The following is a 24641-nucleotide window of genomic DNA, read 5'->3' as shown; positions in this document are numbered from 1 at the left end:
GGTCGAGGAGCATGGCAGAAACGACACTGACGCATACCGGCCAAACGGAGACGCGGCCCGCAGGCTGGCAAGGCATCGCCGCCGATTGGTCCTCGGATCAGCGCGCGTTCAAGAACGTGTCCTGGGGCAAGGCCATGATGTGGATCTTCCTGCTCAGCGACACCTTCATCTTCGGCTGCTTCCTGCTCTCCTACATGACCGCGCGCGTCTCCACACGTGTGCCGTGGCCCAATCCGAGCGAGGTCTTTGCGCTTCGCATCGGCGGTTCGGACATTCCACTGATCCTGATTGCCATCATGACCTTCGTGCTGATATCGAGCAGCGGAACGATGGCCATGGCGGTCAATTTTGGCTATCGCCGCGACCGCCGCAAAACCGCAATCCTCATGCTTCTGACGGCAGCGCTAGGAGCCACCTTCGTCGGCATGCAAGCCTTCGAATGGACCAAGTTGATCACCGAAGGGGTACGGCCGTGGGGCAATCCCTGGGGCGCGGCACAATTCGGCTCGACTTTCTTCATGATCACCGGCTTCCACGGCACGCATGTGACGATCGGGGTGATCTTCCTCATCATCGTGGCGCGAAAGGTCTGGCGTGGAGACTACGACGTCGGTCGTCCCGGCTTCTTCACCAGCCGCAGGGGTCGCTACGAGAACGTCGAAATCATGGGGCTCTACTGGCATTTCGTCGACCTGGTCTGGGTGTTCATTTTCGCATTCTTCTATCTTTGGTGAGAGGCTGACATGGCTGAAGCAACCGCAAACGGCCTCGGGCAACACGCGCTGCACTCTGATCATGCGCATGAAGGGCCATCGACCGGCGTCGCGGAGGTTCATCAGGAACATCCGATCAAGCTCTATCTGGTGGTCTGGGCATGGCTGTTCATCCTCAGCGCCTGCTCCTACATGGTCGATTATCTCGGCATCCACGGCTATCTCAGATGGTCTCTGATCCTGATCTTCATGATCCTCAAGGCCGGGCTGATCGTCGCCGTGTTCATGCACATGGCCTGGGAGCGGCTGGCGCTGACCTATGCGATCATCCTGCCGCCGCTTCTGATATTGGTGTTCGTGGCGATGATGCTCTTCGAAGCGGACTACACGCTTCTCACCCGGTTGTCCTTCTTCGGACCGGGGCCCTGACGCACAGTCTTCATCTCCGGTCAAAGACCGGAGATGAAGCTTCCCATCAGCTGATCTGCGGGGTCAGAGGCCGACCCGCGTCGGGGACGATGGCGGCTCCACAACCTTGCGGTAGACATGCCAGGTGGCGTGACCCAGGATCGGCAGCACGACCGCCAGCCCGGCAAACACCGGCAGCGAGCCTATGATCAGGGCGACGGCGACAATCAGTCCCCAGACAGCCATGGGGATCGGGTTCGCCAGCACCGCTCGCACCGACGTGTGGATGGCTTCGTAGGCGCCGACGTCGCGGTCGAGCAGCAATGGGAAGGCGACAACCGTCGTGCACAACACCACCGCGGCGAAGACGAAGCCGATGGCGTGCCCCAGGACAATCAGAGACCAGCCGCGTCCGGTGGCAAATATTTCATTGATGAAGCCCGAAATCGATGCAGGCGGAGCCGGGCCGAAGAGATATTCGTAGAACACCTGCGCCGCCAAAAGCCAGGCGATGAAGATTGCAACCAGCATGATCCCGACTGCGGCGATGGCTGGCAGGGCCGGAGAATTCCTGACCTCGAACGCGTGCGTCCAGGAGGTGTCGAGCCCGGCTTCTCGTCTGCGGCTGATCTCGTAAAGGCCGATCGCCGCGAATGGACCGATAAGCGCAAAGCCGGACACCAGCGGAAACAACATCGGCAACGCATTGGCACCCGAAGTCCAGGCAGCGAGCACCACGCCGACAAGCGGATAGATCAGGCAGAGAAAGACGATGTGCGACGGTTTGACCATAAAATCGTCAACACCGCGCTTGAGCGCATCGAAAAGATCGGAAACACTGATTTTTCGGATTTTGGTGTGTTCCAGCGTTTCGCTGGCGCCTGCAATCACGTGAAAACTTGTCATGCCCGTTCCTCCAGACCAGGTCCGGCAAGGTCGCGGTATCACGGTGCTGCCGTTCTGCATGACTGGCCACGCGAACCGCGACCTGCACCGCAATCAATATACTCCATTGACTGGAGCTTGTCGCCCGTTCTTACAAAAGGCTCCCGGAAGGCGAGGTTTCCGAACACAGCGTCATGCCGTCACCCTCCGGCTGACATGAACGCGCGTATCGCTATGGTGTCGGCAAGCAGCACGGCAAAGATCGCGAAAAGATAGAAGATCGAATAGGCAAACAGCGCCTTGGCCGGCTTCATCTCCTTGTCGAGGATGACCAGGGCGTTCCAGGCATGCCAGATGAAACCCGCGCCCAATGCAGCCGAAACAATCCCATAGACCCCGCTCGTAAATCCGAACGCCCAGGGCAGCACTCCGATCGGTGCCAGGAGCAGTGAATAGGCGAAGATCTGCCTTCTGGTCGAGGCCTGGCCGGCCACGTTCGGCATCATCGGGATGCCGGCAGCGGCATAGTCGCCGGCCTTGAACAGTGCGAGCGCCCAGAAATGCGGCGGCGTCCACAGGAAAATGATCAGGAACAGGATGAGGCTTTCAATGCCGATGGCGCCGGTGGCCGCCGCCCAGCCGATCATCGGAGGAAGGGCACCCGCCGCGCCGCCGATGACGATGTTCTGCGGTGTCGAGCGCTTCAGCCACATCGTATAGATGACGACGTAGAAAAAGATGGTGAAGGCCAGCAGTGACGCGGCAAGCCAGCCCACCAGCACGCCGAGCGTCATGACCGAAAGTGCGGAAAGCACCAGGCCGAAGCCGAGCGCTTCGCCGGCCGTGACGCGGCCCGACGGAACCGGCCGCTTTGACGTGCGCGACATCAGCGCGTCGATGTCGGCGTCGTACCACATGTTGAGCGCGCCGGCCGCTCCCGCTCCAACCGCAATCGCACCTATGGCGATCACGGCGATGACCGGGTTCATCGCGCCGGGCGCCACCATCAGACCGACGAAGGCGGTAAAGACGGCAAGGGCCATGACCCGAGGCTTCAAGAGCGCAAAGAAATCACTGGCCGTCGCTTCCGAGAGGCGGACGCCGGTATCCTTAAGGCTTTCCTTGACCGACATTTGAGACGACCATCGATGGAAACCGGGCAGCCTAGAGCAATTCCAGAAAGAGCGTATGCGGTTTTCCGTCCGGAATTGCGTAAGAACAAAGAGATCGAGCGGATCGCCGTTTCCGTGAGACGGTGAAACGCTCTGGCCGGCCGACGAGCCAGGTTACGGGGAAAATTGCTTCAGATAGGCGATGACGTTGGCGACGTCCTCGTCCTTCTTGAGACCGGGAAACGCCATCTTCGTCCCTTTGACCATTGCCTTGGGGTCGTGAAGATACGTCGTCAGTGTCGGTTCATCCCATTTGACGCCGGATGTGCCGGCCGCGATCATGGCTTCGGAATATTTGAAATCCGGATGCGTGCCGGCCGTCCGGCCGATAACGCCATGCAACGAAGGGCCTATCTTGTTGGTATCTTGGTCTGCGACGTGGCAGACCTTGCATTTGGTGAAGACCTTCTCGCCCGCCGCGGCGTCCTGTGCCCGCGATGGATTGGCGATGAAAGTTGCAACGGAAACGACGGCGAAAAACGCAACCAAGCGCATGGCATTCCTCCCTGATCGTCAAATTTGCCTGAGACGGTCTGCACATGCCGGTAGCACCAGCATGCGCCCTGCACGGCAGAATAGATTCTCCGCTCCTCCCCAGATGGAATTGCGGCACTTGTGTACCACAGAATCTGGCCGGTAGGTAGAACAGGTCGACCGTACAAAGGTTCAGGTGGGCTGCGGTGGCTCAAGGCACATCCGCCACAACGAAAAAGGCCGCCTCGAGGGCGGCCTTTTCTGATCTTGTCGTCAGGCGCTTATTCGGCGTCCTTGGCGGCCTTCTTTTTCGGGGCTGCCTTCTTCTTCGGCTCTTCCGCGTCGTCGGCCTTTTCAGCCTTGTCGGCCTTCTTGGCAGCGGCCTTCTTCGCCGGCTTGGCCTTGGCTGTATCGCCCTCTTCGTCGTCAGCCATCAGCTCTTCCTTGCTGACCTTGACGTCGGTGACCGAGATCTGGCTGAGCAGATGGTCGACGACCTTCTCCTCGAACATCGGCGCGCGCAGCGTGTTCAGGGCTTCCGGATTGCTGCGATAGAACTCGAAGGCTTCCTGCTGCTGGTTGGCCGGGTAGCGGCGCACCTGCTCGAACAGGCCGCGCTGCAGTTCCTCGTCGGAAACGGTGACGCCGGCCTTCTCGCCGATCTCGGCCAAAACCAGGCCGAGACGCACGCGGCGCTCGGCAAGCCGCAGATATTCGGCGCGTGCCTCTTCTTCCGTCGTCTCCTCGTCGGCGAAGGTACGGCCGGCGGCTTCGAGATCGCGGTTGACCTGGGTCCAGATGTTGTTGAACTCGGCATCGACGAGCTTCGACGGCGCCTCGAACGAATAGGCCGCGTCAAGCTGGTCAAGCAGCTGGCGCTTGACCTTCTGGCGGGTCATCGAACCGAACTGGTTCTCGATCTGGCCGCGCACCACGTCGCGCAGGCGCTCCAGCGATTCCAGGCCGAGGTTCTTGGCCATTTCGTCGTTGATTTCCAGCGCGCCGGGCTTGGACACTTCCTTGACGGTGACGTCGAAGGTGGCTTCCTTGCCGGCCAGATGCGCTGCCTGGTAGTTTTCCGGGAAAGTGACCGTGACCTGCTTCTCGTCGCCGGCCTTGGCGCCGATCAGTTGGTCCTCGAAGCCCGGAATGAATTCCTTGGACCCCAGAACCAGCGGCTGGTCGGTGCCGGCGCCGCCGGAAAAGGCCTCGCCGTCGATCTTGCCGACATAGTCGATCGAAACGCGATCGCCTTCGGCGGCCTTGCCGGTCTTCGGCTCGAAGCTTCGCGCCGATTCGGCAACGCGCTGGACCTGCTCGTCGATCTCGCTGTCCGGCACTTCGAATACCTGGCGCGTCACCTTGATGTCGGAGAAATCCTTGATCTCGATCGCCGGGATGACCTCGTAGTTGAGGCGGAATTCGAAGTCGGCGCCGCCGGCCAGGATCTTCTCGGCCTCTTTCTCGTCTTCCGTCATGATCACTTCAGGCTGCATGGCGGCCTTTTCGCCGCGCCCCGTGATGATCGAACGGGTCGAATCGTTGAGGATCTCGTTGACCACTTCGGCCATGAACGACTTGCCGTAGACCTTGCGCAAATGCTGCACAGGCACCTTGCCGGGACGGAAACCGTTGATGCGGACCTTGTTCCTGGCGTCGGACAGCCGCGCCATCAGCTTGGCTTCCATATCACCGGCCGGCACGGTGATCTTGATCTCGCGCTTGAGACCGGAGTTGAGCGTTTCGGTGACCTGCATCGTAAAACCTTTATCTTCACCAAAGAGGCTGCCACGGCGTCTTGCCGTTCACAGCCTGCCGGTACAATCTTGCCGGGAATGGCTTTTGGTACGGAACCTGGCGATTTGACCGAAATTACGGCTCAAATTGTTCCAAACTGCGTTCCAAGATGTGAATAAGTTCTTGTTTTTCCTACTTCTTATCACATTCTGCAGAAGCGGATCGGCACGTCCCGTCACATTTGACACGCCTTTTGTCACAGGCGAGGCCAATTTTCAACCATCTTCGCGTTGCAGCGAATGACCGCCCCAACGGCAGACATTTTCGCCCCGACATTGACAGAATGATGGCTACATGGGATTGCCGACAAATGCGGATGTGGCGGAACTGGTAGACGCCCTGGATTTAGGTTCCAGTGCCGAAAGGCGTGGGGGTTCGAGTCCCTTCATCCGCACCACCCTTCACTCTATCGGGCTTCGGGTGGCAGGCCACCTGAGAGCTTGTTAGAGCGAAAGGTGTCCTCCGAAGCCTTGGCGCAGCAGGACTGGCGGCGACGGCCTACACTTCAAACACCTTGCCGGTGAACCACTCGGCCAGCTTTGCCAGCTCCGGTCCCAGCACGCGGTCATCCTCGACCGGCGGCACGATCTTCCTGATATCCGCGACAAAATCCTGCAATGCCGGCGGCGCGGCGCGTTCAGTGACGTACAGGGCCTGCGAGGCGATCATGGCCAGCATCGCGATCGCCGCGTCGAGGCAGCGGCCGGCGGTCGCTTCCTTGGTCCAGGCGAAGAAAGCGGTCGTGGCGACGTCATCCTGGCCGGCGCCGGCCGATTCGGTGCCTGGAATGAAGGTGCGCTGCGCCGCCAGCTTGGCTTGTTCGAGATAACCGGTGATCGCCATCGGGACATAGCCGACATTGCCGTGGCCGTCGCTGTCGGCCCAATGCCGCCCGGTCATCAACAGGTCGGGCAGCAGCGACACCTTGCCGTTCAGCAGCTTTGAGGCGTGGCGGTCGCAGAGCAGGCAGAGATCGGCCCAGATCGCCGCCAGATCGTCGAGCGCCGGCGTCGCCATGGCATTGTGATAGCCGCCGGTCGAGATGCAGCGCCCCAGCGGGTGCGCCGCGTCGGGCGGGATATAGACTGGATTGTCCGAGATCGAGGCCAGCGATACGGTCGCCGCCTGCTCGGCGCCGGCCAGCGCCCGATGCGCATGGCCGAGCACACGTGGCACGATGCGGTAGCTGACCGGCGCCTGATAATTGCGCCGTCCATCCCCTGCGCCGACCAGAAACTGCCGCAACCCTTGCAAGGCGGCCGCTTCGTGTTCGTCGCCCCAGAGCCCGTCGAGCGCTGCATCATAATGCTCGAGCGGCGCACGAAACGCTTCGATCGACAGCGCGAACACCTTGTGCGCCATGGCGAGGCGACGACGCGCGGCAAGTGCTGCGTCCGCCACCAGTGCCGCCGCGCAGGGCGAGCCGTTGATCAGCGAACCGCGCTCCTTCACCTCAAGCTCAAGGCTGGCGGTAAGCGCAGCAAACAGCGGATAGAGCGCCAGGATCTCGCCGGCGCCACCCTGCCCTTGCGACGGCACCACCGGCATCGGGCCGCCGTCGAGCATCGCCGCGACCGCCCGTGCGATGCGCGGCGTGGTCGCGGCATTGCCTTCGATAAAGTTGGTCAGCCGCGCCAACACGATCGCCCTTACGACGCGCTCAGGCAATGGCTCACCGAACGATGTGGCGGCAGCAAAAGCCTTGATGCGCGCATGGCGGTCGCGCTCGTCAAGTTCGAGCTTGCGGCTTGCCAGCTCGCCCATCGCGGTGGTGACGCCGTAGATGACCGGCGGCGGATCGGACTCAATGAGTTTCAGGAACGAGGCGCGGCATTCGGCAATGCGTTGCAAGGCCTTGTCGCCGATTTCGACCGTGTCGTTTCTCCAGGCGACGCGCAAAACGGCATCGAGATTGATATCTTCGCGCGTCGTCACCGTAATCGGCATTGTCTTCGCCCGTCTGGTTTGCATGAGGGCGAAGCGATCGATCGTTGCCGAAATCCATGCCCTGGGTAATGTCTTCTAGTAGAGCGGTTCCTCAAACAATGTCTTGTCGCCGTCCATCAGCGCCTTGATCTGTGCCTGGCCACTGGCGGCGAGCGCGATGCGCACGCCGAATGGCCGCACCCGCATGTCGTTCTGGATCGCCATGCCCTGGCCCTCAGGTAGGTAGAAGCGGTCGATGCCGTATTGCGGTGCGATCGTGGATTCAGGATCAAGCGTCCAGCCCGGCGCGACCTGGCCGACAATATCGGCTTCGTCGGCGGTCGCCGGCGTCGGAGCCTTGCCGAACCAGGCCGTGGTCGCATGCCAATAGCCGTCGGCACCCGGCTTCAGCCGGACCACGATCGGCGTGTTCTCGCTCACGAGCTGGCCGGCCGGGATGTTGGCGATCAGCTTCACCGGCAAGCGCGATATTTCATAGCCGAGGATAATATAGTCGCCGCGCAGCAGATCGCGCGGATCGACCGGCTCGACTTTCAGCAAGACCTCCTTGCCGTTGCGCAGGATCGCCGCGCGGCCGGCGATGATCCAGCTCAGGAAGCCGATCTGGACGAGCGCCAGGACCAGCGCCGAGATGACAAGTTTCTTTCCCGACATCATGCTGCCGCTCCTTCCGGGGCCTTCATGCGTTTTTCCACACGGATGATGACGAGAGCCAGGATGCCGAACAGCACTGCGGCAGCCAGGAAGAAGCCGGCCGTGCCGAGCATCGTCTGCAAGGTCACGACATAGATAATGGCGAGCTCGAAGGCAAAGCCGGCATAGGCAACCCAGCGCAGCCCCCTGCTCTCGCGCCCGCCCAGCATGATCGCCGCGGCAATGCCGGCCAGTGCGATGACCGACGCAATGGCAAAGCCGTTGCTGAAGGCGTTGTCATCGCCCAGTTCGATCTGCATCATCGCCAGCCCGGTGAGAAAGCCGATCAAGGCGTGCAAAGGCAACCGCCCGCCGAGCTGCAAGATCCGGTCGGCCGGCCCAGCGGCGAAGATCGAAACCGCAAACAGCAGCGCCGACACCACGACGAGAGGAATAGCCAGGGCGAGCGTGTTCTGGTCCAGGCCGCGCACCGCGATATAGAAAATGACCGAGAGAATGATCAGGTGGCGTGCCGGCTGGCTGCGCGTCCACAACGAGACGACAAAAAGCACCGGCGCCATGATAACGAAGAAATCCGGAAATACGGGGCGGTCATAAAAGTCGAACGCGCGCACGAACAGCCAGGCAACGGATATGCCGACGGCAGCGACCGTCAGCGGGTTCGAGCGCAACGCCACCGCGGCTAATGCCGTGCCGATGCCCCAGGTGACGATGGCCGAGGCTTCGTCACCCGTGAGATGGTACATCTGGCCGATCAGCGCGATCGATCCGCCGAAGGCCGCGGCGGCCACGATCCACAGCGCCTCGCCGATCGCCGCATGGTCGCGCATCTTCAACACCGCGCCGCCGACATAGCCGGCGAGAATGACGGCAAACAGCGCCGCGACCCGCACCAGCCGCGGGATCGCGTCCCAGTTGGCGGCGACGAAGAGCAGGATCGCGGCGCCGAACAGCAGCGCTGCCATCATGGCCAATATAGTGCCGAAGCTCAGCGATTTGCGCTCGTTTGCGTCGATGTCGCGCTTAAGCGCATCGGCCGTCTTCGCGTCGATCAGGCCAGCCTGCAGCCACCGCCCGATATCGGCCCTCGCCCGTGACGAATAACTCGCCATGCCGCTTCTCCCCCAGCTTGGTCTTTCTGACAGCCGATCCGCTCAAATCGTTGACGCAACGTCATTTTCCGATTCGGGTTTCTTCATGACGAAGCCGTGAACGCGCGTTAATGTTGCATTGCACAATTTGCATTGCTGCCATGCGCCAACAGCACTTTTAAATCGATATAACCCAGCCTATTTACTGTTCGTACACAAACGGAATGATCCGAAGAAAGACGAAACGAGCACTACCATGAACCTGATCCGCAACTACCGCAACTGGCGCCGCTACCGGGACACCGTCTCCGAGCTGAGCCGCCTGTCGAACCGTGAACTGACCGACCTCGGCATCAGCCGCAGCGACATCCACTACGTCGCCCGCAAGGCGGTCTAATCCTCTTCGGATCGCAAATGGTCCGAACCAGTTTTGAAAAAGAGAACGACAATGAACCTGATCCGCAACTATCGTAACTGGCGCGTTTACCGCGACACCGTTACCGAGCTGGGTCGCCTTTCGAACCGTCAGCTCCATGATCTCGGCATCGTCCGCGACGAGATCAAGATCATCGCCCGCAGGGCGACGATCTAACCAGAATTTCGCCAGGGTCGACCTCCTCCCCGACCCTGACGGATACGGTCAGCCTTCACCTCCTCCCGAGGGTTGACCACCAAAACGGCGCCCGCCGCACCTCCTCCCGCGGCGGGCGCTGTTTCCAAACCGAACGCAGTTCGTCTCCAAAGTGAACGCAGTTCGCCTTCCAGGGATTTCGCCTCCCTCGATCCGGCGAAAAGAATTTCGTCAAAGCCGACCTCCTCCCCGGCGATGACGAATACGGCCGATCCCCACCTCCTCCCGAGGATCGGCCCCAAAAACGACACCCGCCGCACCTCCTCCCGCGGCGGGTGTTGTTGTTTTTGGGCAGGCTTTTCAATTGCGCATGCAGTCGATCGAGGCGCTTTACGCCGCCATCAGAGCGTCGCCGCGGACATAAGAAAGTCGAGCTCCGTCGTTGCACGACAATGACCCACGCTCGCACCGGCCAATTGCAAACGGCGCGCCAAGCGATTATTCCGGCGCTCATGAGCAAAAATCCTATCCACATCGTCGGCGGCGGCCTCGCCGGCTCCGAAGCCGCATGGCAGGCAGCACAAGCCGGCGTTCCCGTCATTTTGCATGAGATGCGCCCGGTGCGCGGCACCGATGCGCACAAGACCGATGGGCTGGCCGAACTCGTCTGTTCCAATTCCTTCCGCTCCGACGATGCCGAGAACAATGCCGTCGGCCTGCTGCATGCCGAAATGCGACTGGCCGGCTCGCTGATCATGAGCGCCGGCGACGCCAATCAGGTGCCGGCCGGCGGCGCGCTGGCCGTCGATCGCGACGGCTTCTCCGACGCGGTGACGAAAAGGCTCGAAACGCACCCGCTGATCACCATCGAGCGGGAGGAAGTGCCGGGCTTGCCGCCGGCGGAATGGGACCAGGCGATCATCGCCACCGGCCCGTTGACCGCGCCGTCGCTCGCCCAGTCGATCGCCGAGGCAACCGGCGCCGACGCGCTGGCCTTCTTCGACGCCATCGCCCCGATCATCCATTTCGACACGATCGACATGGACACCTGCTGGTTCCAGTCGCGCTACGACAAGGTTGGGCCCGGCGGCACCGGCAAGGACTACATCAATTGCCCGATGGACAAGGACCAGTATCTCGCCTTCGTACAGGCGCTGGTCGACGGCCAGAAGACCGAATTCAAGCAGTGGGAAGGCACGCCCTATTTCGACGGCTGCCTGCCGATCGAAATCATGGCCGAGCGCGGCGTCGAGACGCTGCGCTACGGGCCGATGAAGCCGATGGGGCTGACCAATGCCCACAATCCGACGGTAAAAGCCTATGCCGTGGTGCAGCTGCGCCAGGACAATGCGCTGGGAACGCTCTACAACATGGTCGGTTTCCAGACCAAGCTGAAGCATGCCGAGCAGGTGCGCGTCTTCCGCACCATTCCGGGCCTGGAAAACGCCGAGTTCGCCCGTCTCGGCGGCCTGCACCGCAACACCTACATCAATTCGCCGACCTTGCTCGACGCCTCGCTGCAGCTGAAGTCGCGGCCGGGCCTGCGCTTTGCCGGCCAGATCACCGGCTGCGAGGGCTATGTCGAGAGCGCGGCGATCGGCCTGCTCGCCGGCCGCTTCGCCGCCGCCGAGCGGCTCGGCCACGCGCCATCGCTGCCACCGCTCACCACCGCCTTCGGCGCCTTGCTCAACCACATCACCGGCGGCCACATCGTTTCCGACGACGAGCCGGGCAAACGCTCGTTCCAGCCGATGAACGTCAATTTCGGCCTGTTCCCGCCGGTGGAAGCACCGAAGACCGAAGGCAAACGCCTGCGCGGCAAGGACAAGACGGTGGCCAAGCGCCACGCGATCACCTCACGCGCGCGGGCAGATTGTCGGGAGTGGCTAGGGCTGCCGGCGCAAACATCGGAAGCTGCTGAATAGCCAAGTCTCAGAGTCCTAACGCGATTGACGTTTACGTCAACTCGCTGGCCAACCCCGCGTTGCGCGCCTGAGCAACAGCCAATGCCGGCGCAGAGCCGAAAGCCGGGCTGCGCCACCAAGCGGCGAGCGGCCATTGGCCATCTTGCCGAGATAGGCGCTGGTCAGCGCCAGCGGCAGGAACGCCGGACGCAGCGTTTCCGGAAGTGCGGACGCCCCTTGCTCGAAAGCGCGGAGATGCTCCTGCGCCAATGCAATCATCGCAGCCACCGCGCGCTGAGCGCCGGGGCCGCCGTCGCCGCTTACGAACTCCTCCGGCGACGAGCCGGCCGCTGCAAGGATATCCGCCGGCACGAAGCATTGCCCGCGTCGGCGATGCAGCGGCAACAGCAGCAACAGGCCGGTCATCGCCTGGGCGCAGCCGGCCCTGCCCGCCAGTTCGGCAAAGCGCGGCGCCTGATTGGGATCGAGCACCATCGCCGCCAGCTGGATCAGCGCGGCCGCCGTCTCGCCGCAATAGCCCTCGAGATCGGTGCGCGACGGCATCGGATCGTCATAGAGGTCGAAGATGCGGGCCTCGAGCATGTTGTCGAAGGCAGTTTTGGGCAGGCCATGGGCAGAAATCGTCGCCTTCAGCGCATCGGCGAGCGGGTTGCCTGTGGCTGCGGCTTCAGCAGCGATGACATCGCGCCACCATTGCAGCCTCACTTCGCCCGGCAATGCCTCGTGGATGCGGTCGCGGACAGACGCGATCTCGGCATTGAAGGCGTAAAGCGAAAACAGCGCCGCGCGCTTGTCGGCCGGTGCATAGAGTGCGCTGACATAGCGGTCATGGTCGCCGGCGCGCACCGCCTCCATGACGATGTCAGCTGTATCGGTCACGTCAGTCGACGGCGATGAGCGCCGCGGCCACGGCGCGGTCTTCGGCAAGCAGCACATTGTAGGTCCGCACCGCTGCCCCCGTCGACATCGGGTCGGAGCCAATGCCAGCCGCCTTCAGCGCCGCCCGAAGTGCTGCCGGCAAGGGCCGCAAATCCTTGCCTGTGCCGACCAGCAGGATCTCGACCTTGTCGGCCTCGGCCAGCAGCAGGTCAAAGTCCGCCGCCGTCAGGGCCAGCGGATCGGCCGGCTCCCAGCCATGGATGCCGGAGGGCAGGCAAAGAAGCGAGCCGCGATGCGACATGTCGGCGAAGCGGAAGCCGCCATTGCCGTAGGCTTCGATCGGCGCCCGTCCGGGGAAATGCGCCTCGCGTATGACGATGCCTTTTGCCACCAGCGCAGCCGTCAGGTCGCCATGGCCTTGCCGCCACCAACCGGCTTCTCCTCATCGGCGCTCGCTCCCTGCGGCCTGAGCCTGAACAGGATCAGCAAGGGCGCTGCGATGAAGATCGACGAATAGGTGCCGAAGACGACGCCGAACAGCATCGCCATGGTGAACGAGCGGATCACCTCGCCGCCGAACAACACCAGCGCCAGCAGCGCCAGGATGGTCGTCACCGAAGTCAGCGTCGTTCTCGAAAGCGTCTCGTTGATGGCGTTGTTCAACAATTGCGGCAGCGGCATTCGTTTGTATTTTCGCAAATCTTCTCGAACACGGTCATAGACGACGATCGTGTCGTTGAGCGAATAGCCGATAATGGTCAGGATCGCAGCCAGCGAAGACTGGTTGAATTCGAGCCCGGTGATGACGAAGAAGCCCAGCGTCATCACCACATCGTGCACCGTCGCCACGATCGCGCCGACCGCGAACTGCCATTCGAAGCGGAACCAGACATAGACCAGGATGCCGATCAGCGCGATGATCATGGCGATCGTGCCTTGCTTGGCCAACTCGCCCGAAACGGTGGGACCCACCACCTCGACGCGGCGAAAATCGTAATTGTCCTGGAGCTCGCCGCGCACCTTGTCGATGACGGTCTGCTCGGCGTTCTCGCCGCCATCCTGGGTGCCGACGCGGATCAGCACGTCGTTCGGCGCGCCGAATTGCTGGACCTGCACTTCACCGATGTTTAGCTCCGACAGCCGGCTTCTGATATCGCCAATATCGGCGTCGCCTTGCTTGGACTGCACCTCGATGATCGAGCCGCCCTTGAAGTCGATGCCGTAATTGATGTCGACGGTCATGAACAGCACGACCGAGAGGACAGACAGCAGGCTGGACAGTGCGAAGGTCCAGCGGCGGATGCCCATGAACGGGATTTTCGTGCCGGCCGGAACGAAGGTCACCGGCGCACGCGGCAATTCCTTCGGACGCGCGCGGCGCAGCCAGATCGACACCAGCAGACGGGTGAAGGTGAAGGCGGTGAACACCGTGGTCAGGATGCCGATGGCATAGGTGATGGCGAAGCCCTTCACCGGTCCGGTGCCGAGATAGAACAGCACGACCGTGGCAATCAGCGACGTCACGTTGGAATCCACGATGGTCGCCAACGCCTTGGTGAAGCCGGTGTCGATCGACTGGATGACCGAACGGCCGGCCCGTCGCTCCTCGCGGATGCGCTCATAGATCAGCACGTTGGAATCGACCGCCATGCCGATGGTCAGCACGATACCGGCAATGCCGGGCAAGGTCAGCGTCGCGCCAAGCAGCGACAAAACCCCGACGATCATCGCCACGTGCACGGCGAGCGCAATGTTGGCGAGGAAGCCGAGAAGTCCGTACGCGACGAACATGAAGGCGACGACGAGAATGGAGCCGATGATGCCGGCGACCTTGCCGGCATGGATCGAATCCTGGCCGAGGCCTGGGCCGACGGTGCGTTCTTCGATCACGGTCAGCTTTGCCGGCAGCGCGCCGGCGCGCAGCAGCACGGCGAGGTCGTTGGCGCTTTCGGCGGTGAAATTGCCTGAAATCTGGCCGCTGCCGCCGAGGATCGGTTCGCGGATCACCGGCGCCGAAATCACCTGATTGTCGAGGATGATGGCGAACGGCTTGCCGACATTCTGCTGGGTCGCCTGGCCGAACCGTGTCGCACCGCGCGAGTTGAAGACGAACGAAACCACCGGCTCGTTGTTTCGGGAATCATAGGTTGCCGTCGCCTTGGCAAGATCTTCGCCGGACACGATGACGCGATTTTCCACCAGATACGGAACCGGCGGATCGTCCTGCGAATAAAGCACCGAGGAGCCTGCCGGCGGGCGGCCGTTGAGCGCATCCTGCACCGACATCGAGGTATCGACCATCTGGAAGGTCATCTTGGCGGTCTGGCCGATGATCTCCTTCAGCCTTTGCGGATCCTGCAGGCCCGGCACCTGGACGAGTACACGGTCGTCGCCCTGCCGCTGCACGATCGGCTCGGTGGTGCCGAGTTCGTTGACGCGACGCTCGACGACTTCGATCGACTGCGCCAATGCGGCCGAGGTGCGGTATTTGATGCCGGCGTCGGTGACGGTGAATTTGAGCAGCCCGGCTTCGGAATCATCCAGGGACATCTCCTGGATGGAGCCACCGGTGAACAGGCCGGCGGCGACCGGATCGGTCAGCGGCTTAAGCGCCGCCTTGGCGGCATCGATCTGGGTTGGATCGGTGATGCGCACTTGTACGGTCCTGCCGGTGCCGCCAAGGCCGGTATAGCCCACCTTGGCATCGCGCAGCAGCGTGCGGATCTCGTCGCGCGTCGTTTCCAGCTGCGCCTTGACCAGGTCGTTCTGGTCCATCTGCAAGAGGATGTGCGAACCGCCCTGCAGATCGAGACCAAGCGTCATCTGCCGCTTCGGCACCCAGTTGGGCAATTGCGCCAATGTGCTGGCCGGGAAGAGATTTGGCGCGGCAAGGATGAATGTGACGGCCACGGCGATCCAGATCAGGATCATCTTCAGGCGCGAAAAATACAGCATATGGCGTTGTCCGTCAGGGCGTACTGGCGGATCGTTCCGCCGACAATTCGGTTATTTCTTGGCGTTCTTATTTGCCACCGGCTCGCCCTTAACCCGCACTTCGCCGATTGTCGAGCGCGCTGAGGTCAATTTGGCGCTGCCGCCGGCAGCGGTTTCGGCGTCAATCGCCTCTGTCGGTTCCATTCTAATTCTGATCACCGCCGGGCGCTATCGTGCGCTACTCGACTATTTTCAATTGTGCAGGCATCGGTCCGGAACGCAAAAGCAAGGCCAGATCATCGGCGTTCTCCTTTGTAAGGTTGCCCGATATCTGGCCGCGGCCGTTAAGAATTGGCTCGCGGACGACTGGCACCGAAAGCACTTGGTTGTCGAGGATCATCGCAAATAGCTTGCCGACATTCTGCGAGGTCGCCTGCGCAACGCGTGCCGTTGCCCTGGAATCGAAGGTGAACGAAACCGCCGGCTCATTTGTGACGGAGTTGGGAGTCGCCTGAGCATTGACAATGTCGTCACTGGAAACGATCGTTCGGCTCTCAACCAGATAGGGAACCGGTGGATCGTCCTTCGAATAAACCACCACCGAGCCAGCGGGCGTCCGGCCATTGATCGCATCAGCGACCGGCATCGACTCATCAACCCACTGAAAAGTCAGCATTCCGGTTCGGGTGAGAATTCTCCTCAGCCTTTGCAAATCCGCAACGCCCGAGGTCCGGACCAGCATACCGTCTTCGCCCTCTGGCCGCACTACTGGGTCGGCTACACCAAGATCACGCAGGCGATTCTTAATGACCACGATCGACTGCGCAAGCGCGATCGACATCCGATACTTGATACCTGTGTCTGTTACCGTGAACTTGAGCAACGCTGCTCCGGTATCATCCAGGATCACTTCCTGGACCGGACCAGCGCTGCCAAGGACAGGATCAGTCACCGCCTCCAATGCCATCTTGGCCGCGCCGACCTGAGCGGCGTCGGTGATATGCACCTGAACGGCCCGACCCGACTTAGCAAGACCAGTATAGCCGATCCTTGCATCGCGCAGCAGCGTCCTGATTTCGTCACGCGTCGCCTCCAACCGGCGATCGATCACATCGGTCGCGTCCAATCGAAGCAGCACGTCCGCGCCGGCAGCGTGAAGACTGGGCGCGTCGACGAGCATTGTGGCCATAGCAAGCCAGATCAGGATCATTTTCAGGCGCGAAAAATGGACCATACGCCGTCTTTTGTCAGAGCTCTGCCCGCGGATCGCTCCGCTTGGGAAACTGGCTTACTTCTTGGCGTTCTGGTTGGCCACCGGCTCGCCCTTGACCCGAACATCGGCGATCGTCGAGCGCAGCGCCGTCACCTTGGTGCCGCCGCCAAGGTCGATCTCAAGCTCATTGTCGTCGATCACCTTGGTCACCTTGCCGACGAAGCCGCCGCCGGTGATGACCGTGTCGCCACGGCGCACGGCCGAGATCATCTCCTGGCGCTTCTTCAACTGGGCGCGCTGCGGCCGGATGATGAGGAAATACATGATCACGAAGATCAGAACGAACGGGAGTATCATGCCGATATCCCCGAACGGACCAAGCGGAGTTCCGGTAGCTTGGGCGTATGCCGGTGTGACGAACATCAAGAACTCCTGGTTACGAAGAAGGCCGTAGGGCGGCCTCGCCAAATTTGGCCGGAATATAGTGGGTAAAGTTACCAATGCAACTGCGCGGCCGGGCTTTCAGCTGCTTTTCCGGCCGGTTGACCCGTGTTAGAGCATGCTCCCGGAATACGGGCGTGGTTTTCGCAAAAGATCATGCCCAAACAAAAGCTTGGAACCAGTTTCTATCTCGCCCGGATCAAGACGATTTCGGCCCCTACGCACGTTCGTGCGGAAACATAAAAGACGACACATGACCGACAGCACCATCGAGGCCCTGAACCAAAAGCTCGACCGCCTGATCGAGGCGGTCACCCGCCTCGCCCCGCCGCCGGTGCCGCAAACCGATCTTGCGGTTGCCGATTGCTTCGTCTGGCAGGCCGACCCCGGCTATCTCGAGCCGGTGCGCAAGGTCAACCGCGTCGACATCGGCCTGATCCGCGGCGTCGACCGCGTGCGCGACATTCTGGTCGAAAACACGGAACGCTTCGCCGCCGGCCATGCCGCCAACAATGTGTTGTTGTGGGGTGCGCGCGGCATGGGCAAATCCTCGCTGGTCAAGGCCGTGCATGCGCAGATCAACGCCCAGGCCAAATCCGACCTGCCGCTCAAGCTGATCGAGATCCATCGCGAGGATATCGACACGCTGCCCAGGTTGATGGGCCTGCTGAAGGCGGCGCCGTTTCGCTTCATCCTGTTTTGCGACGACCTCTCCTTCGACCATGACGACACCTCCTACAAGTCGCTGAAGGCAGCCCTTGAAGGCGGCGTCGAGGGCCGCCCGGCCAATGTCATCTTCTACGCCACGTCGAACCGCCGGCACCTGTTGCCGCGCGACATGATCGACAATGAGCGCTCGACCGCCATCAACCCGTCCGAGGCGGTCGAGGAAAAGGTTTCGCTGTCCGACCGTTTCGGCCTGTGGCTCGGCTTCCACAAATGTTCGCAGGACGAATATCTCGACATGGTCAACAGCTATGCCAGCCATCACGGGCTCACTATCGACCCGGAGCAGCTGCGCGCCGAGGCGCTGGAATGGGCAACGACGCGCGGCAGCCGCTCGGGCCGCGTCGCCTGGCAGTTCACCCAGGATCTGGCCGGCCGGCTCGGCAAGCCGCTGAACGACTGATTGATTTGCGTCAGGTCACTGAAAAAGCCCGCCCCTTGCGGAGCGGGCTGAGCCGGCGGGCCGGACTGGAGGTCAGACGGCCTGCAAAACGTTTATTGTTCTATTCGAGATAGCCAGAGGGGTCGACCGGGGCCGAGTTCTTGCGCACTTCGAAGTGCAGTTTCGGCGAGTCGGTGGTGCCGCTCATCCCCGACAGCGCGATTTCCTGGCCGCGCTTGACCTTCTGGCCGCGCTGCACTTCGATCGACCTGGCGTGACCATAGACGGTGACCAGCCCGTTTTCGTGGCGCACCAGAACCGTATTGCCGAATTCCTTGAGGCCGTCGCCGGCATAGATGACCACGCCGTTTTCGGCCGCCTTGACCGGCGTCCCCTCAGGCACGGCGATGTCGACACCATCCTTGCCGCCACCAAAATTGGAGATGACGCGGCCACGCACCGGCCAACGCATCTTGCCGATGCCGGTGGCATCAGGCGCGACAGCATCGTCGTCCTCGGCCTGCTGGATGACCTTGGCGTCCTTCTTCGGCGGCGTGTAGGTAGCGAGCGTCTCCGTCGGCTTTGCCGCAGGCTGGGTTGCGGCCGTCGTCACCGGATCAACTTTGGCCGGCTTGGCGCTTGCAACCGTTGCGGTGCCACCGGCGGGAACCTTCAGCGTCTGGCCGATCTTGAGCAGGCCGTCTTGCATGCCGTTCGCCTGCTTCAGCGCCACGACGCCAACCCCGGTCTTCCTGGCGATGGAGGACAGGCTGTCGCCCGACTGCACCGTGTAGGTGCCAGCACCTGCCTTTGGCGCCGCTGCGGCCGTCTGCTGCGCCGGCTTGTCGGTCTTCGGCTTGTTCGCGGCCGAAGCGTCGACCTGCGCGGCGGACTTGCCGTCCTTGAGTTTCGGCTGCTGCGGCAGCACGGCGACCTTCTCCGGCGCCGGCGTCTTGGGGCTGTTCGCCGGCTTGCCGTCGGCAAGTTTCGGCTCGGTCCCCTTGCTCGAATAGGCATAGGCCGGGATGACCAGCTTCTGGCCGGTCTTCAGCCCCTTGGTGGCGCTCAAGCCGTTGACCTTCATGATGACGTCGGCCGGCACGTGATAGCGATGGGCGATGCCGGAAATGGTCTCGCCGTCGCTGACGACGATCTCCGTGGCGTGCGGCGTGCCGGCGGCAACTGGTTTCGGATCGGAGTCACCGGCATTCTTGAACGGCCTTGCCGGCTGCACGGTGCCGGTGGTCGTTCTGTCGACATGCGGTGCCGGCGCAAGTGCAGGCGCGGAAGCGGTGCGCATCGGAGCGGCTTTGGGCGCGCTCGGCGGCGGCAGCAGCTGGACGGTGACCGGCTCCAGGCTGGAGCGGCTGACCGACTGGTTATGGCTGCCATCGACAGGTGCTGCAGCGATCGGCTCGGGCGCCACATCGCCCGGATAGGGCTGCGCGGTGCTCTGCTTGTCGATGATGGCGCGCTGATTGTTGGTCGAGGAGGTGAAGACGTCGTCGACACCGTTGAACCGCGAGACCTGGGAGCTACACCCCGCTGCCATTCCGGCTAGCATGAGGACAGCGCAGCCCCGCGACAGAGTACGCCCGTTTGCCTTCATAACACTGAATTGCATCGCACTAACCCGCAGACCCGGTACACACTGGTCATGATTAAAGCGCGTTAATGTTACTGGCGGGTTAACCCCATAAAATCAGACGCAAATTTTCTTAAAACATTTTCGAATGCGCCGAAGCTGCGTTGATTCAGATCGGCCCGAGTCGAAAATGACAGGTTCTGAGAACCGGCCTACGCCGGCCGTAGCCTTCATAGAGCGGAGGCATTTATGACGGCTTCGGCCGGCGAAGGCCGGAGCGGAGCGTACTCAAACACGTGAGCATCGGATGCGCAGGAAGCTGGCATTTGCAGGCCGGCCTCACCTGAATATCGGTGCACCTAAATAACCGCCGCAACGCTGCGCAGGATCGGCTGCAGGCGCACGGTGCCGATATCCTCGCGCTCGAAGCGGCTGCCGACCTTGGTCAGCTTGGCCAGCACCTGCTCGCCCTCCTCCGGCCCGATCGGGGCAATGACGATGCCGCCGCTCGACAATTGGTCGAGCAGGAAGCGCGGCAGGCTGTCGAAAGCCGCCCAGGCTACGATGCGGTCGAACGGCGCTTCGTTGGCAAGGCCGTTGGAACCATCGGCCTGGCGCACGATGACATTGCCGATGCCGAGCGCCTCGAAGCGTTGCCTGGCCTGCTCGGCCAGCGTCTTGTAGCGGTCGACGCTGACGATGCGAGCCGCGAGCCGCGACATCACCGCTGCCGTGTAGCCCGAGCCGGTGCCGATCTCGAGCACCCGGTTGCCGGGCTCTATTGCCAAGGCCGCAATCACCGCCGCCTGCAGATCGGCGCCCTCGATCGCCTCGCCGCATTCGATCGGCAGCATGCCGTCCGACCAGGCGATCGAATGGAACTGGCCGTTGAGGAAGCCGCGCCGCGGCGTCGCCTCGAAGGCTGCGATCAGCGCCTTCGGCACCGCGCCTTGGCCGCGCAGGCGCAGCAGGAAAGCGGCAAAACCCTCGCGATCGTCGAGCGGCAAGTTCATGCCAGAACCTTCTTCATGCGAACACCTTATTCAGACAGCGCCTTGGTCAGTTGGTCACGGATTTCATGCGCGGTGAGGTCAAGCTGCAGCGGCGTCACAGACACGAGCCGGTTGCGCAGAGCATGGAGATCGGTGCCCTGCTTGCCCTCGACCGGCTCGCGGCCGAAGCGCAGCCAGTAATAAGGCAGGCCGCGCCCGTCGCGGCGCTCGTCGACCCACAGGCTGTGCACCAGCTTGCCTTGCGACGTCACGACGGTGCCGGCGACCTCGTCAGGCAGGCAGTTGGGAAAGTTGACGTTGAGCAGCACGCCGTCCGGCAGCGTCATGGCGACGAGCTTTTTCAGCAACGCCGGCGCCAGCGCCTCGGTGGTCTCATAGGGAACGACGCGGTCCTCGCCGACATAGGAATAACCCTGGCTGAGTGCGATCGATCTGATGCCGAGCAGCGCGCCTTCCATGGCGCCGGCGACGGTGCCGGAATAGGTGACGTCGTCAGCGATGTTGGCGCCGGAATTGACACCGGACAGGATCAGGTCCGGCGCGCCAGGCAGGATCTTCTTGACGCCCATGATGACGCAGTCGGTCGGCGTGCCGCGCACGGCGTAGTGTTTCTCGCCGATCTTGCGCAGCCGGAGCGGCTCCGAGATCGACAGCGAGTGCGCGTAGCCGGACTGGTCCTGCTCCGGCGCCACCACCCAGACATCGTCCGACAGCGTGCGGGCGATGCGTTCGAGCGACGCCAGGCCCTCGGCATGGATGCCGTCATCATTGGTCAGAAGGATGCGCATTACTTCGATTCGATCTTCGCCAGACCGCCCATATAAGGCCGCAGCACTTCAGGAATGGTTACGCTGCCATCCTCATTCTGGTAGTTTTCGATGACGGCAATCAGCGCACGGCCGACAGCGGTGCCCGAACCGTTCAGCGTGTGCACAAAGCGGTTGCCCTTGCCATCCCGGTCCTTGTAGCGGGCATCCATGCGCCTGGCCTGGAAGTCGCCGCAGACCGAGCAGGACGAGATTTCGCGATAGGCGTTCTGGCCGGGCAGCCAGACCTCGATGTCGTAGGTCTTGCGCGCGCCAAACCCCATGTCGCCCGTGCACAGGACCATGGTGCGGAACGGCAGCTCCAGTCGCTTCAGCACCTCTTCCGCGCACTGCGTCATCCGCTCGTGCTCGGCGAGCGAAGACTCCTGGTCGGTGACCGAGACCAGCTCGACCTTGTAGAACTGGTGCTGGCGCAACATGCCGCGCGTGTCGCGGCCGGCGGAGCCCGCTTCCGAGCGGAAGCACGGCGTCAGCGCCGTATAGCGCAGCGGCAGCTTTTCATGGGCCGTGATTTCTTCGCGCACCAGGTTGGTGAGCGGGACCTCGGCGGTTGGAATCAACCCGAGCCGGCCATCGCCATGTTGCACGAAGAACAGGTCGTCCTCGAATTTCGGCAGCTGGTTGGTCCCGAAAAGCACTTCGTCGCGCACCATCAGTGGCGGGATGACTTCTTCATAGCCATGCTCGGTCGTGTGCAGATCGAGCATGAACTGGCCGATGGCGCGCTCCATCCGCGCCAGCCCGCTCTTCAGCACGGTGAAGCGTGATCCCGACAGCTTTGCCGCCCGCTCGAAATCCATCATGCCGAGCGCTTCGCCGATCTCGAAATGCTCCTTCACCCAGTTCGGCCGGGTCGGCACCTCGCCGACGATATGCTTGACGACATTGTCGTGCTCGTCCTTGCCGACCGGCACGTCGTCGAGCGGCACATTCGGCAGCACCGCCAGCGCATCGTTCAGCGTCTTGTCGAGCTCGCGCTCGCGCGTCTCGCCATTCTGGATGAAGGTCTTGATATCGCCGACTTCGGCCTTGAGCTTTTCGGCAAGTGCCGTGTCGCCCGAACGCATGGCGTTGCCGATCTCCTTCGAGGCGGCGTTGCGGCGTTCCTGCTTGGTCTGCAGCTCGGTGACGTGCTCGCGCCGCGCTTCGTCCTTCTTGATCAGCTCATCGACCGTGGACTGCGCCTCGTCAGCCGACCACGAGCGCTTGGCCAGCGCCTCGACAAGGGCCTTCGGGTTGTCGCGAATCCATTTGATATCAAGCATGGTTGGTTCGTCCTCAGAATAAGGCTGAGGGGGTAAACCGCATCGTTCATCGATGCAAGATGAGGGTCAGCGGCTGTCGCGTTTTTCCGCTAACGCGGATACCCGAACGCGACAGCCTATGAACGAGCCTGCTTTGAGGACGCGTCCGCCGCCTTTTCGGCCACGGCTTCGGCGGCTTCCTGCTTCTCGCGCGCCAGCTTCTGCTTGACCTGATCGCGCTCGATCAGCCGGGCCGCCCAGATCGACACCTCGTAGAGCAGGATGGTCGGGATGGCCAAACCGATCTGGCTCATCGGATCAGGCGGCGTCAGCACCGCCGCGACGACGAAGGCGATGACGATCGCCCATTTGCGCTTCTCGGCCAGCGCCTTCGACGACAGCATGCCGACGCGCGTCATCAGGCTGGTCACCACCGGCAGCTGGAACACCAGGCCGAAGGAGAAGATCAGCGTCATGATCAGGCTGAGATATTCCGACACTTTCGGCAGCAGCGAAATCTGCACCTGGTCGTCGGTGCCGGCCTGCTGCATGGCGAGGAAGAACCACATCACCATCGGCGTGAAGAAGAAATAGACCAGCGACGCGCCCATCAGGAACAGGATCGGCGATGCGATCAGGAACGGCAGGAAGGCGTTGCGCTCGTTCTTGTAGAGGCCTGGCGCGATGAATTTGTAGATCTGCGTGGCGATCAGCGGAAAGGCGATGACCATGCCGCCGAACATGGCGAGCTTGACCTGGGTAAAGAAGAATTCCTGCGGCGCCGTATAGATCAGCTCGACCTTGTGCGGATCGAGCCCTGCCCATTGCGTCGCCCATTTGAACGGGACAACCAGGAGGTTGAACAGCTTCTTGGCGAAGAAGAAGCAGACGAGGAAGGCGACGAAGAAGCCGCCGATCGACCAGATCAGCCGCCGCCGCAGCTCGATCAGATGCTCCATCAGCGGAGCCGACGACTTCTCGATCTCGTCCTTTTCGCTGTCGGCAATGCTCACTTGGTGGCCCCCGCCGTCTTTTTGGCTGCAGGCTTTTTGGCCGGCGCAGGCTTCGGCTCAGCCTTTGTGACTGCCTTCGGTGCTGCAGCGGGCTTGGTGGCGGCTTTTCCAGGTGCAGCCTTGGCGGGCGCCGCTGACGGCTTGGCCGCAACCTTCGCCGCAGGCGCCGGCTTTGCCGGTGCTGCCTTGGCTGCCGATATCGCGGCCTTCTTGGCGCGCGCGTTTCGTGGCGCTGCTGTTGCTGCAGCCGGTGTCACCACCGCCTGATCGGTCATCGCCGGAAGGATCGGCGCCGCCGGCGCTGTTTCCGGTCCGTTGAGACCCGGCATCACCGTCGCGCCGTTCTTGAGCGGCTCGGCCGGGTGTGGTGTTTCTGCCGCCGGCGTTGAGGGGTCGACGGCGGGCTTCGGCTTCATCACCGCATCGACGCCGGAGCGAACCTCGGCTGCCGCCTGTTCGAACGGATTGAGCTGCTTGCGGATTTCGGCCGCCGGATTGAGGCCGCGCAGCGTATCGACAGACTTCTTGACGTCGTCGAGCTCGGCTTCCTTCAACGCCTCGTTGAACTGCTTCTGGAAGTCGGAGGCCATGGCACGCAGCTTCGCCGTCGTGCGGCCGAAGGTGCGCAGCATATTGGGCAAATCCTTGGGTCCGACGACCACGATCATGACGATCGCGATCACCAGCATTTCGGTCCAGCCGACTTCAAACATGGCAATCAGTTCCGACTAGTGCTTGTCGCCCAAA

At 62.4% G+C, this 24641-nt stretch carries 24 protein-coding genes and 1 tRNA gene; 7 read left to right on the top strand and 18 right to left on the bottom strand.

Annotated elements, in window-relative coordinates:
• Nucleotides 1-11 precede the first annotated feature (11 nt).
• Both NKI35_RS10755 and NKI35_RS10750 read left to right on the top strand, forming a co-directional pair.
• Nucleotides 12-734, top strand: coding sequence for a heme-copper oxidase subunit III family protein (locus NKI35_RS10755; RefSeq protein WP_023667664.1), 723 nt, complete (start codon nucleotides 12-14; stop codon nucleotides 732-734).
• 9 nt (nucleotides 735-743) lie between these two features.
• Nucleotides 744-1142: a cytochrome C oxidase subunit IV family protein gene (locus NKI35_RS10750; RefSeq protein ID WP_023667665.1), complete on the top strand. Its 399-nt coding sequence runs from the start codon at nucleotides 744-746 to the stop codon at nucleotides 1140-1142.
• Between the two features lie 63 nt (nucleotides 1143-1205).
• Here the strand turns inward: NKI35_RS10750 and NKI35_RS10745 are convergent, their stop codons facing one another.
• The 4 genes from NKI35_RS10745 to tig form a co-directional block, all read right to left on the bottom strand.
• Complete coding sequence (locus NKI35_RS10745; RefSeq protein WP_023691119.1) at nucleotides 1206-2027, bottom strand: DUF2189 domain-containing protein; 822 nt, start codon at nucleotides 2025-2027, stop codon at nucleotides 1206-1208.
• 179 nt (nucleotides 2028-2206) lie between these two features.
• Nucleotides 2207-3139 (bottom strand): heme o synthase, encoded by a 933-nt coding sequence (locus NKI35_RS10740; protein WP_023688232.1) that lies wholly within the window; start codon nucleotides 3137-3139, stop codon nucleotides 2207-2209.
• A gap of 153 nt (nucleotides 3140-3292) precedes the next feature.
• The gene (locus NKI35_RS10735; protein ID WP_023667668.1) at nucleotides 3293-3673 is read right to left on the bottom strand and encodes a c-type cytochrome; all 381 of its coding nucleotides are present in this window, start codon (nucleotides 3671-3673) and stop codon (nucleotides 3293-3295) included.
• A gap of 260 nt (nucleotides 3674-3933) precedes the next feature.
• The gene (gene tig / locus NKI35_RS10730; protein ID WP_023681635.1) at nucleotides 3934-5409 is read right to left on the bottom strand and encodes a trigger factor; all 1476 of its coding nucleotides are present in this window, start codon (nucleotides 5407-5409) and stop codon (nucleotides 3934-3936) included.
• Nucleotides 5410-5761: 352 nt separating this feature from the next.
• On the opposite strand from tig, the gene NKI35_RS10725 reads away from it, so the two are divergent.
• A tRNA-Leu gene (locus NKI35_RS10725) sits at nucleotides 5762-5846 on the top strand.
• Nucleotides 5847-5947: 101 nt separating this feature from the next.
• Here NKI35_RS10725 and NKI35_RS10720 read toward each other — a convergent pair.
• From NKI35_RS10720 to NKI35_RS10710, 3 genes are all read right to left on the bottom strand, one after another.
• Nucleotides 5948-7396 (bottom strand): aromatic amino acid lyase, encoded by a 1449-nt coding sequence (locus NKI35_RS10720; RefSeq protein ID WP_031193117.1) that lies wholly within the window; start codon nucleotides 7394-7396, stop codon nucleotides 5948-5950.
• A 75-nt stretch (nucleotides 7397-7471) separates the two neighbouring features.
• Complete coding sequence (locus NKI35_RS10715) at nucleotides 7472-8053, bottom strand: GDYXXLXY domain-containing protein (protein WP_023697610.1); 582 nt, start codon at nucleotides 8051-8053, stop codon at nucleotides 7472-7474.
• Nucleotides 8050-9162 carry a DUF2157 domain-containing protein gene (locus tag NKI35_RS10710; RefSeq protein ID WP_023667672.1) on the bottom strand — a complete coding sequence of 371 codons (1113 nt, stop codon included), beginning with the start codon at nucleotides 9160-9162 and terminating at the stop codon, nucleotides 8050-8052. Before NKI35_RS10710 ends, NKI35_RS10715 begins: the two co-directional genes overlap by 4 nt.
• 235 nt (nucleotides 9163-9397) lie before the next feature.
• Between NKI35_RS10710 and NKI35_RS10705 the strand changes: the two genes are divergently transcribed.
• The 3 genes from NKI35_RS10705 to trmFO all read left to right on the top strand — a co-directional run bounded on the left by NKI35_RS10705 (nucleotide 9398) and on the right by trmFO (nucleotide 11637).
• Entirely contained in the window at nucleotides 9398-9538 is a 141-nt protein-coding gene (locus tag NKI35_RS10705) for a DUF1127 domain-containing protein (protein ID WP_006335194.1), read from the top strand.
• A gap of 51 nt (nucleotides 9539-9589) precedes the next feature.
• Entirely contained in the window at nucleotides 9590-9733 is a 144-nt protein-coding gene (locus NKI35_RS10700) for a DUF1127 domain-containing protein (protein ID WP_023667673.1), read from the top strand.
• Nucleotides 9734-10224: 491 nt separating this feature from the next.
• A complete protein-coding gene (gene trmFO / locus NKI35_RS10695) occupies nucleotides 10225-11637 on the top strand; it encodes a methylenetetrahydrofolate--tRNA-(uracil(54)-C(5))-methyltransferase (FADH(2)-oxidizing) TrmFO (protein WP_023818118.1) in 1413 nt (470 codons plus the stop codon).
• Between the two features lie 36 nt (nucleotides 11638-11673).
• Here trmFO and NKI35_RS10690 read toward each other — a convergent pair whose 3' ends face one another.
• The 5 genes from NKI35_RS10690 to yajC form a co-directional block, all read right to left on the bottom strand.
• Entirely contained in the window at nucleotides 11674-12492 is an 819-nt protein-coding gene (locus NKI35_RS10690) for a phytoene/squalene synthase family protein (protein ID WP_023739010.1), read from the bottom strand.
• A 25-nt stretch (nucleotides 12493-12517) separates the two neighbouring features.
• Complete coding sequence (locus tag NKI35_RS10685) at nucleotides 12518-12907, bottom strand: Mth938-like domain-containing protein (RefSeq protein WP_023667676.1); 390 nt, start codon at nucleotides 12905-12907, stop codon at nucleotides 12518-12520.
• An 11-nt stretch (nucleotides 12908-12918) separates the two neighbouring features.
• Nucleotides 12919-15471, bottom strand: a complete 2553-nt coding sequence (secDF, locus tag NKI35_RS10680) for a protein translocase subunit SecDF (RefSeq protein ID WP_023705998.1) — start codon at nucleotides 15469-15471, stop codon at nucleotides 12919-12921.
• A gap of 217 nt (nucleotides 15472-15688) precedes the next feature.
• Nucleotides 15689-16684, bottom strand: coding sequence for a SecDF P1 head subdomain-containing protein (locus NKI35_RS10675; protein ID WP_023688225.1), 996 nt, complete (start codon nucleotides 16682-16684; stop codon nucleotides 15689-15691).
• 54 nt (nucleotides 16685-16738) lie between these two features.
• Entirely contained in the window at nucleotides 16739-17086 is a 348-nt protein-coding gene (gene yajC / locus NKI35_RS10670) for a preprotein translocase subunit YajC (protein WP_023667680.1), read from the bottom strand.
• 271 nt (nucleotides 17087-17357) lie between these two features.
• On the opposite strand from yajC, the gene NKI35_RS10665 reads away from it, so the two are divergent.
• Nucleotides 17358-18233, top strand: coding sequence for an ATP-binding protein (locus tag NKI35_RS10665; protein ID WP_023688224.1), 876 nt, complete (start codon nucleotides 17358-17360; stop codon nucleotides 18231-18233).
• 100 nt (nucleotides 18234-18333) lie between these two features.
• On the opposite strand, the gene NKI35_RS10660 is transcribed toward NKI35_RS10665, so the two are convergent.
• From NKI35_RS10660 to tatB, 6 genes are all read right to left on the bottom strand, one after another.
• A complete protein-coding gene (locus NKI35_RS10660) occupies nucleotides 18334-19836 on the bottom strand; it encodes a peptidoglycan DD-metalloendopeptidase family protein (protein WP_352739924.1) in 1503 nt (500 codons plus the stop codon).
• Nucleotides 19837-20156: 320 nt separating this feature from the next.
• Nucleotides 20157-20810, bottom strand: a complete 654-nt coding sequence (locus tag NKI35_RS10655; RefSeq protein ID WP_023667683.1) for a protein-L-isoaspartate(D-aspartate) O-methyltransferase — start codon at nucleotides 20808-20810, stop codon at nucleotides 20157-20159.
• 26 nt (nucleotides 20811-20836) lie between these two features.
• Nucleotides 20837-21598 (bottom strand): 5'/3'-nucleotidase SurE, encoded by a 762-nt coding sequence (gene surE, locus NKI35_RS10650; RefSeq protein ID WP_352739922.1) that lies wholly within the window; start codon nucleotides 21596-21598, stop codon nucleotides 20837-20839.
• Nucleotides 21598-22902: a serine--tRNA ligase gene (gene serS / locus NKI35_RS10645; RefSeq protein WP_352739920.1), complete on the bottom strand. Its 1305-nt coding sequence runs from the start codon at nucleotides 22900-22902 to the stop codon at nucleotides 21598-21600. Before serS ends, surE begins: the two co-directional genes overlap by 1 nt.
• A gap of 116 nt (nucleotides 22903-23018) precedes the next feature.
• Nucleotides 23019-23894 carry a twin-arginine translocase subunit TatC gene (gene tatC / locus NKI35_RS10640; protein ID WP_352739918.1) on the bottom strand — a complete coding sequence of 292 codons (876 nt, stop codon included), beginning with the start codon at nucleotides 23892-23894 and terminating at the stop codon, nucleotides 23019-23021.
• Complete coding sequence (tatB, locus tag NKI35_RS10635) at nucleotides 23891-24607, bottom strand: Sec-independent protein translocase protein TatB (RefSeq protein ID WP_352739916.1); 717 nt, start codon at nucleotides 24605-24607, stop codon at nucleotides 23891-23893. The genes tatC and tatB overlap by 4 nt, the downstream gene beginning before the upstream one ends.
• Nucleotides 24608-24641 lie beyond the last annotated feature (34 nt).

This window comes from Mesorhizobium sp. M0676 (assembly GCF_040320535.1).
Classification (GTDB): Bacteria; Pseudomonadota; Alphaproteobacteria; order Rhizobiales; family Rhizobiaceae; genus Mesorhizobium.
The sequence above is the reverse complement of the archived record's forward strand: the minus strand, read 5'-3'. Positions and strand labels throughout refer to the sequence as shown.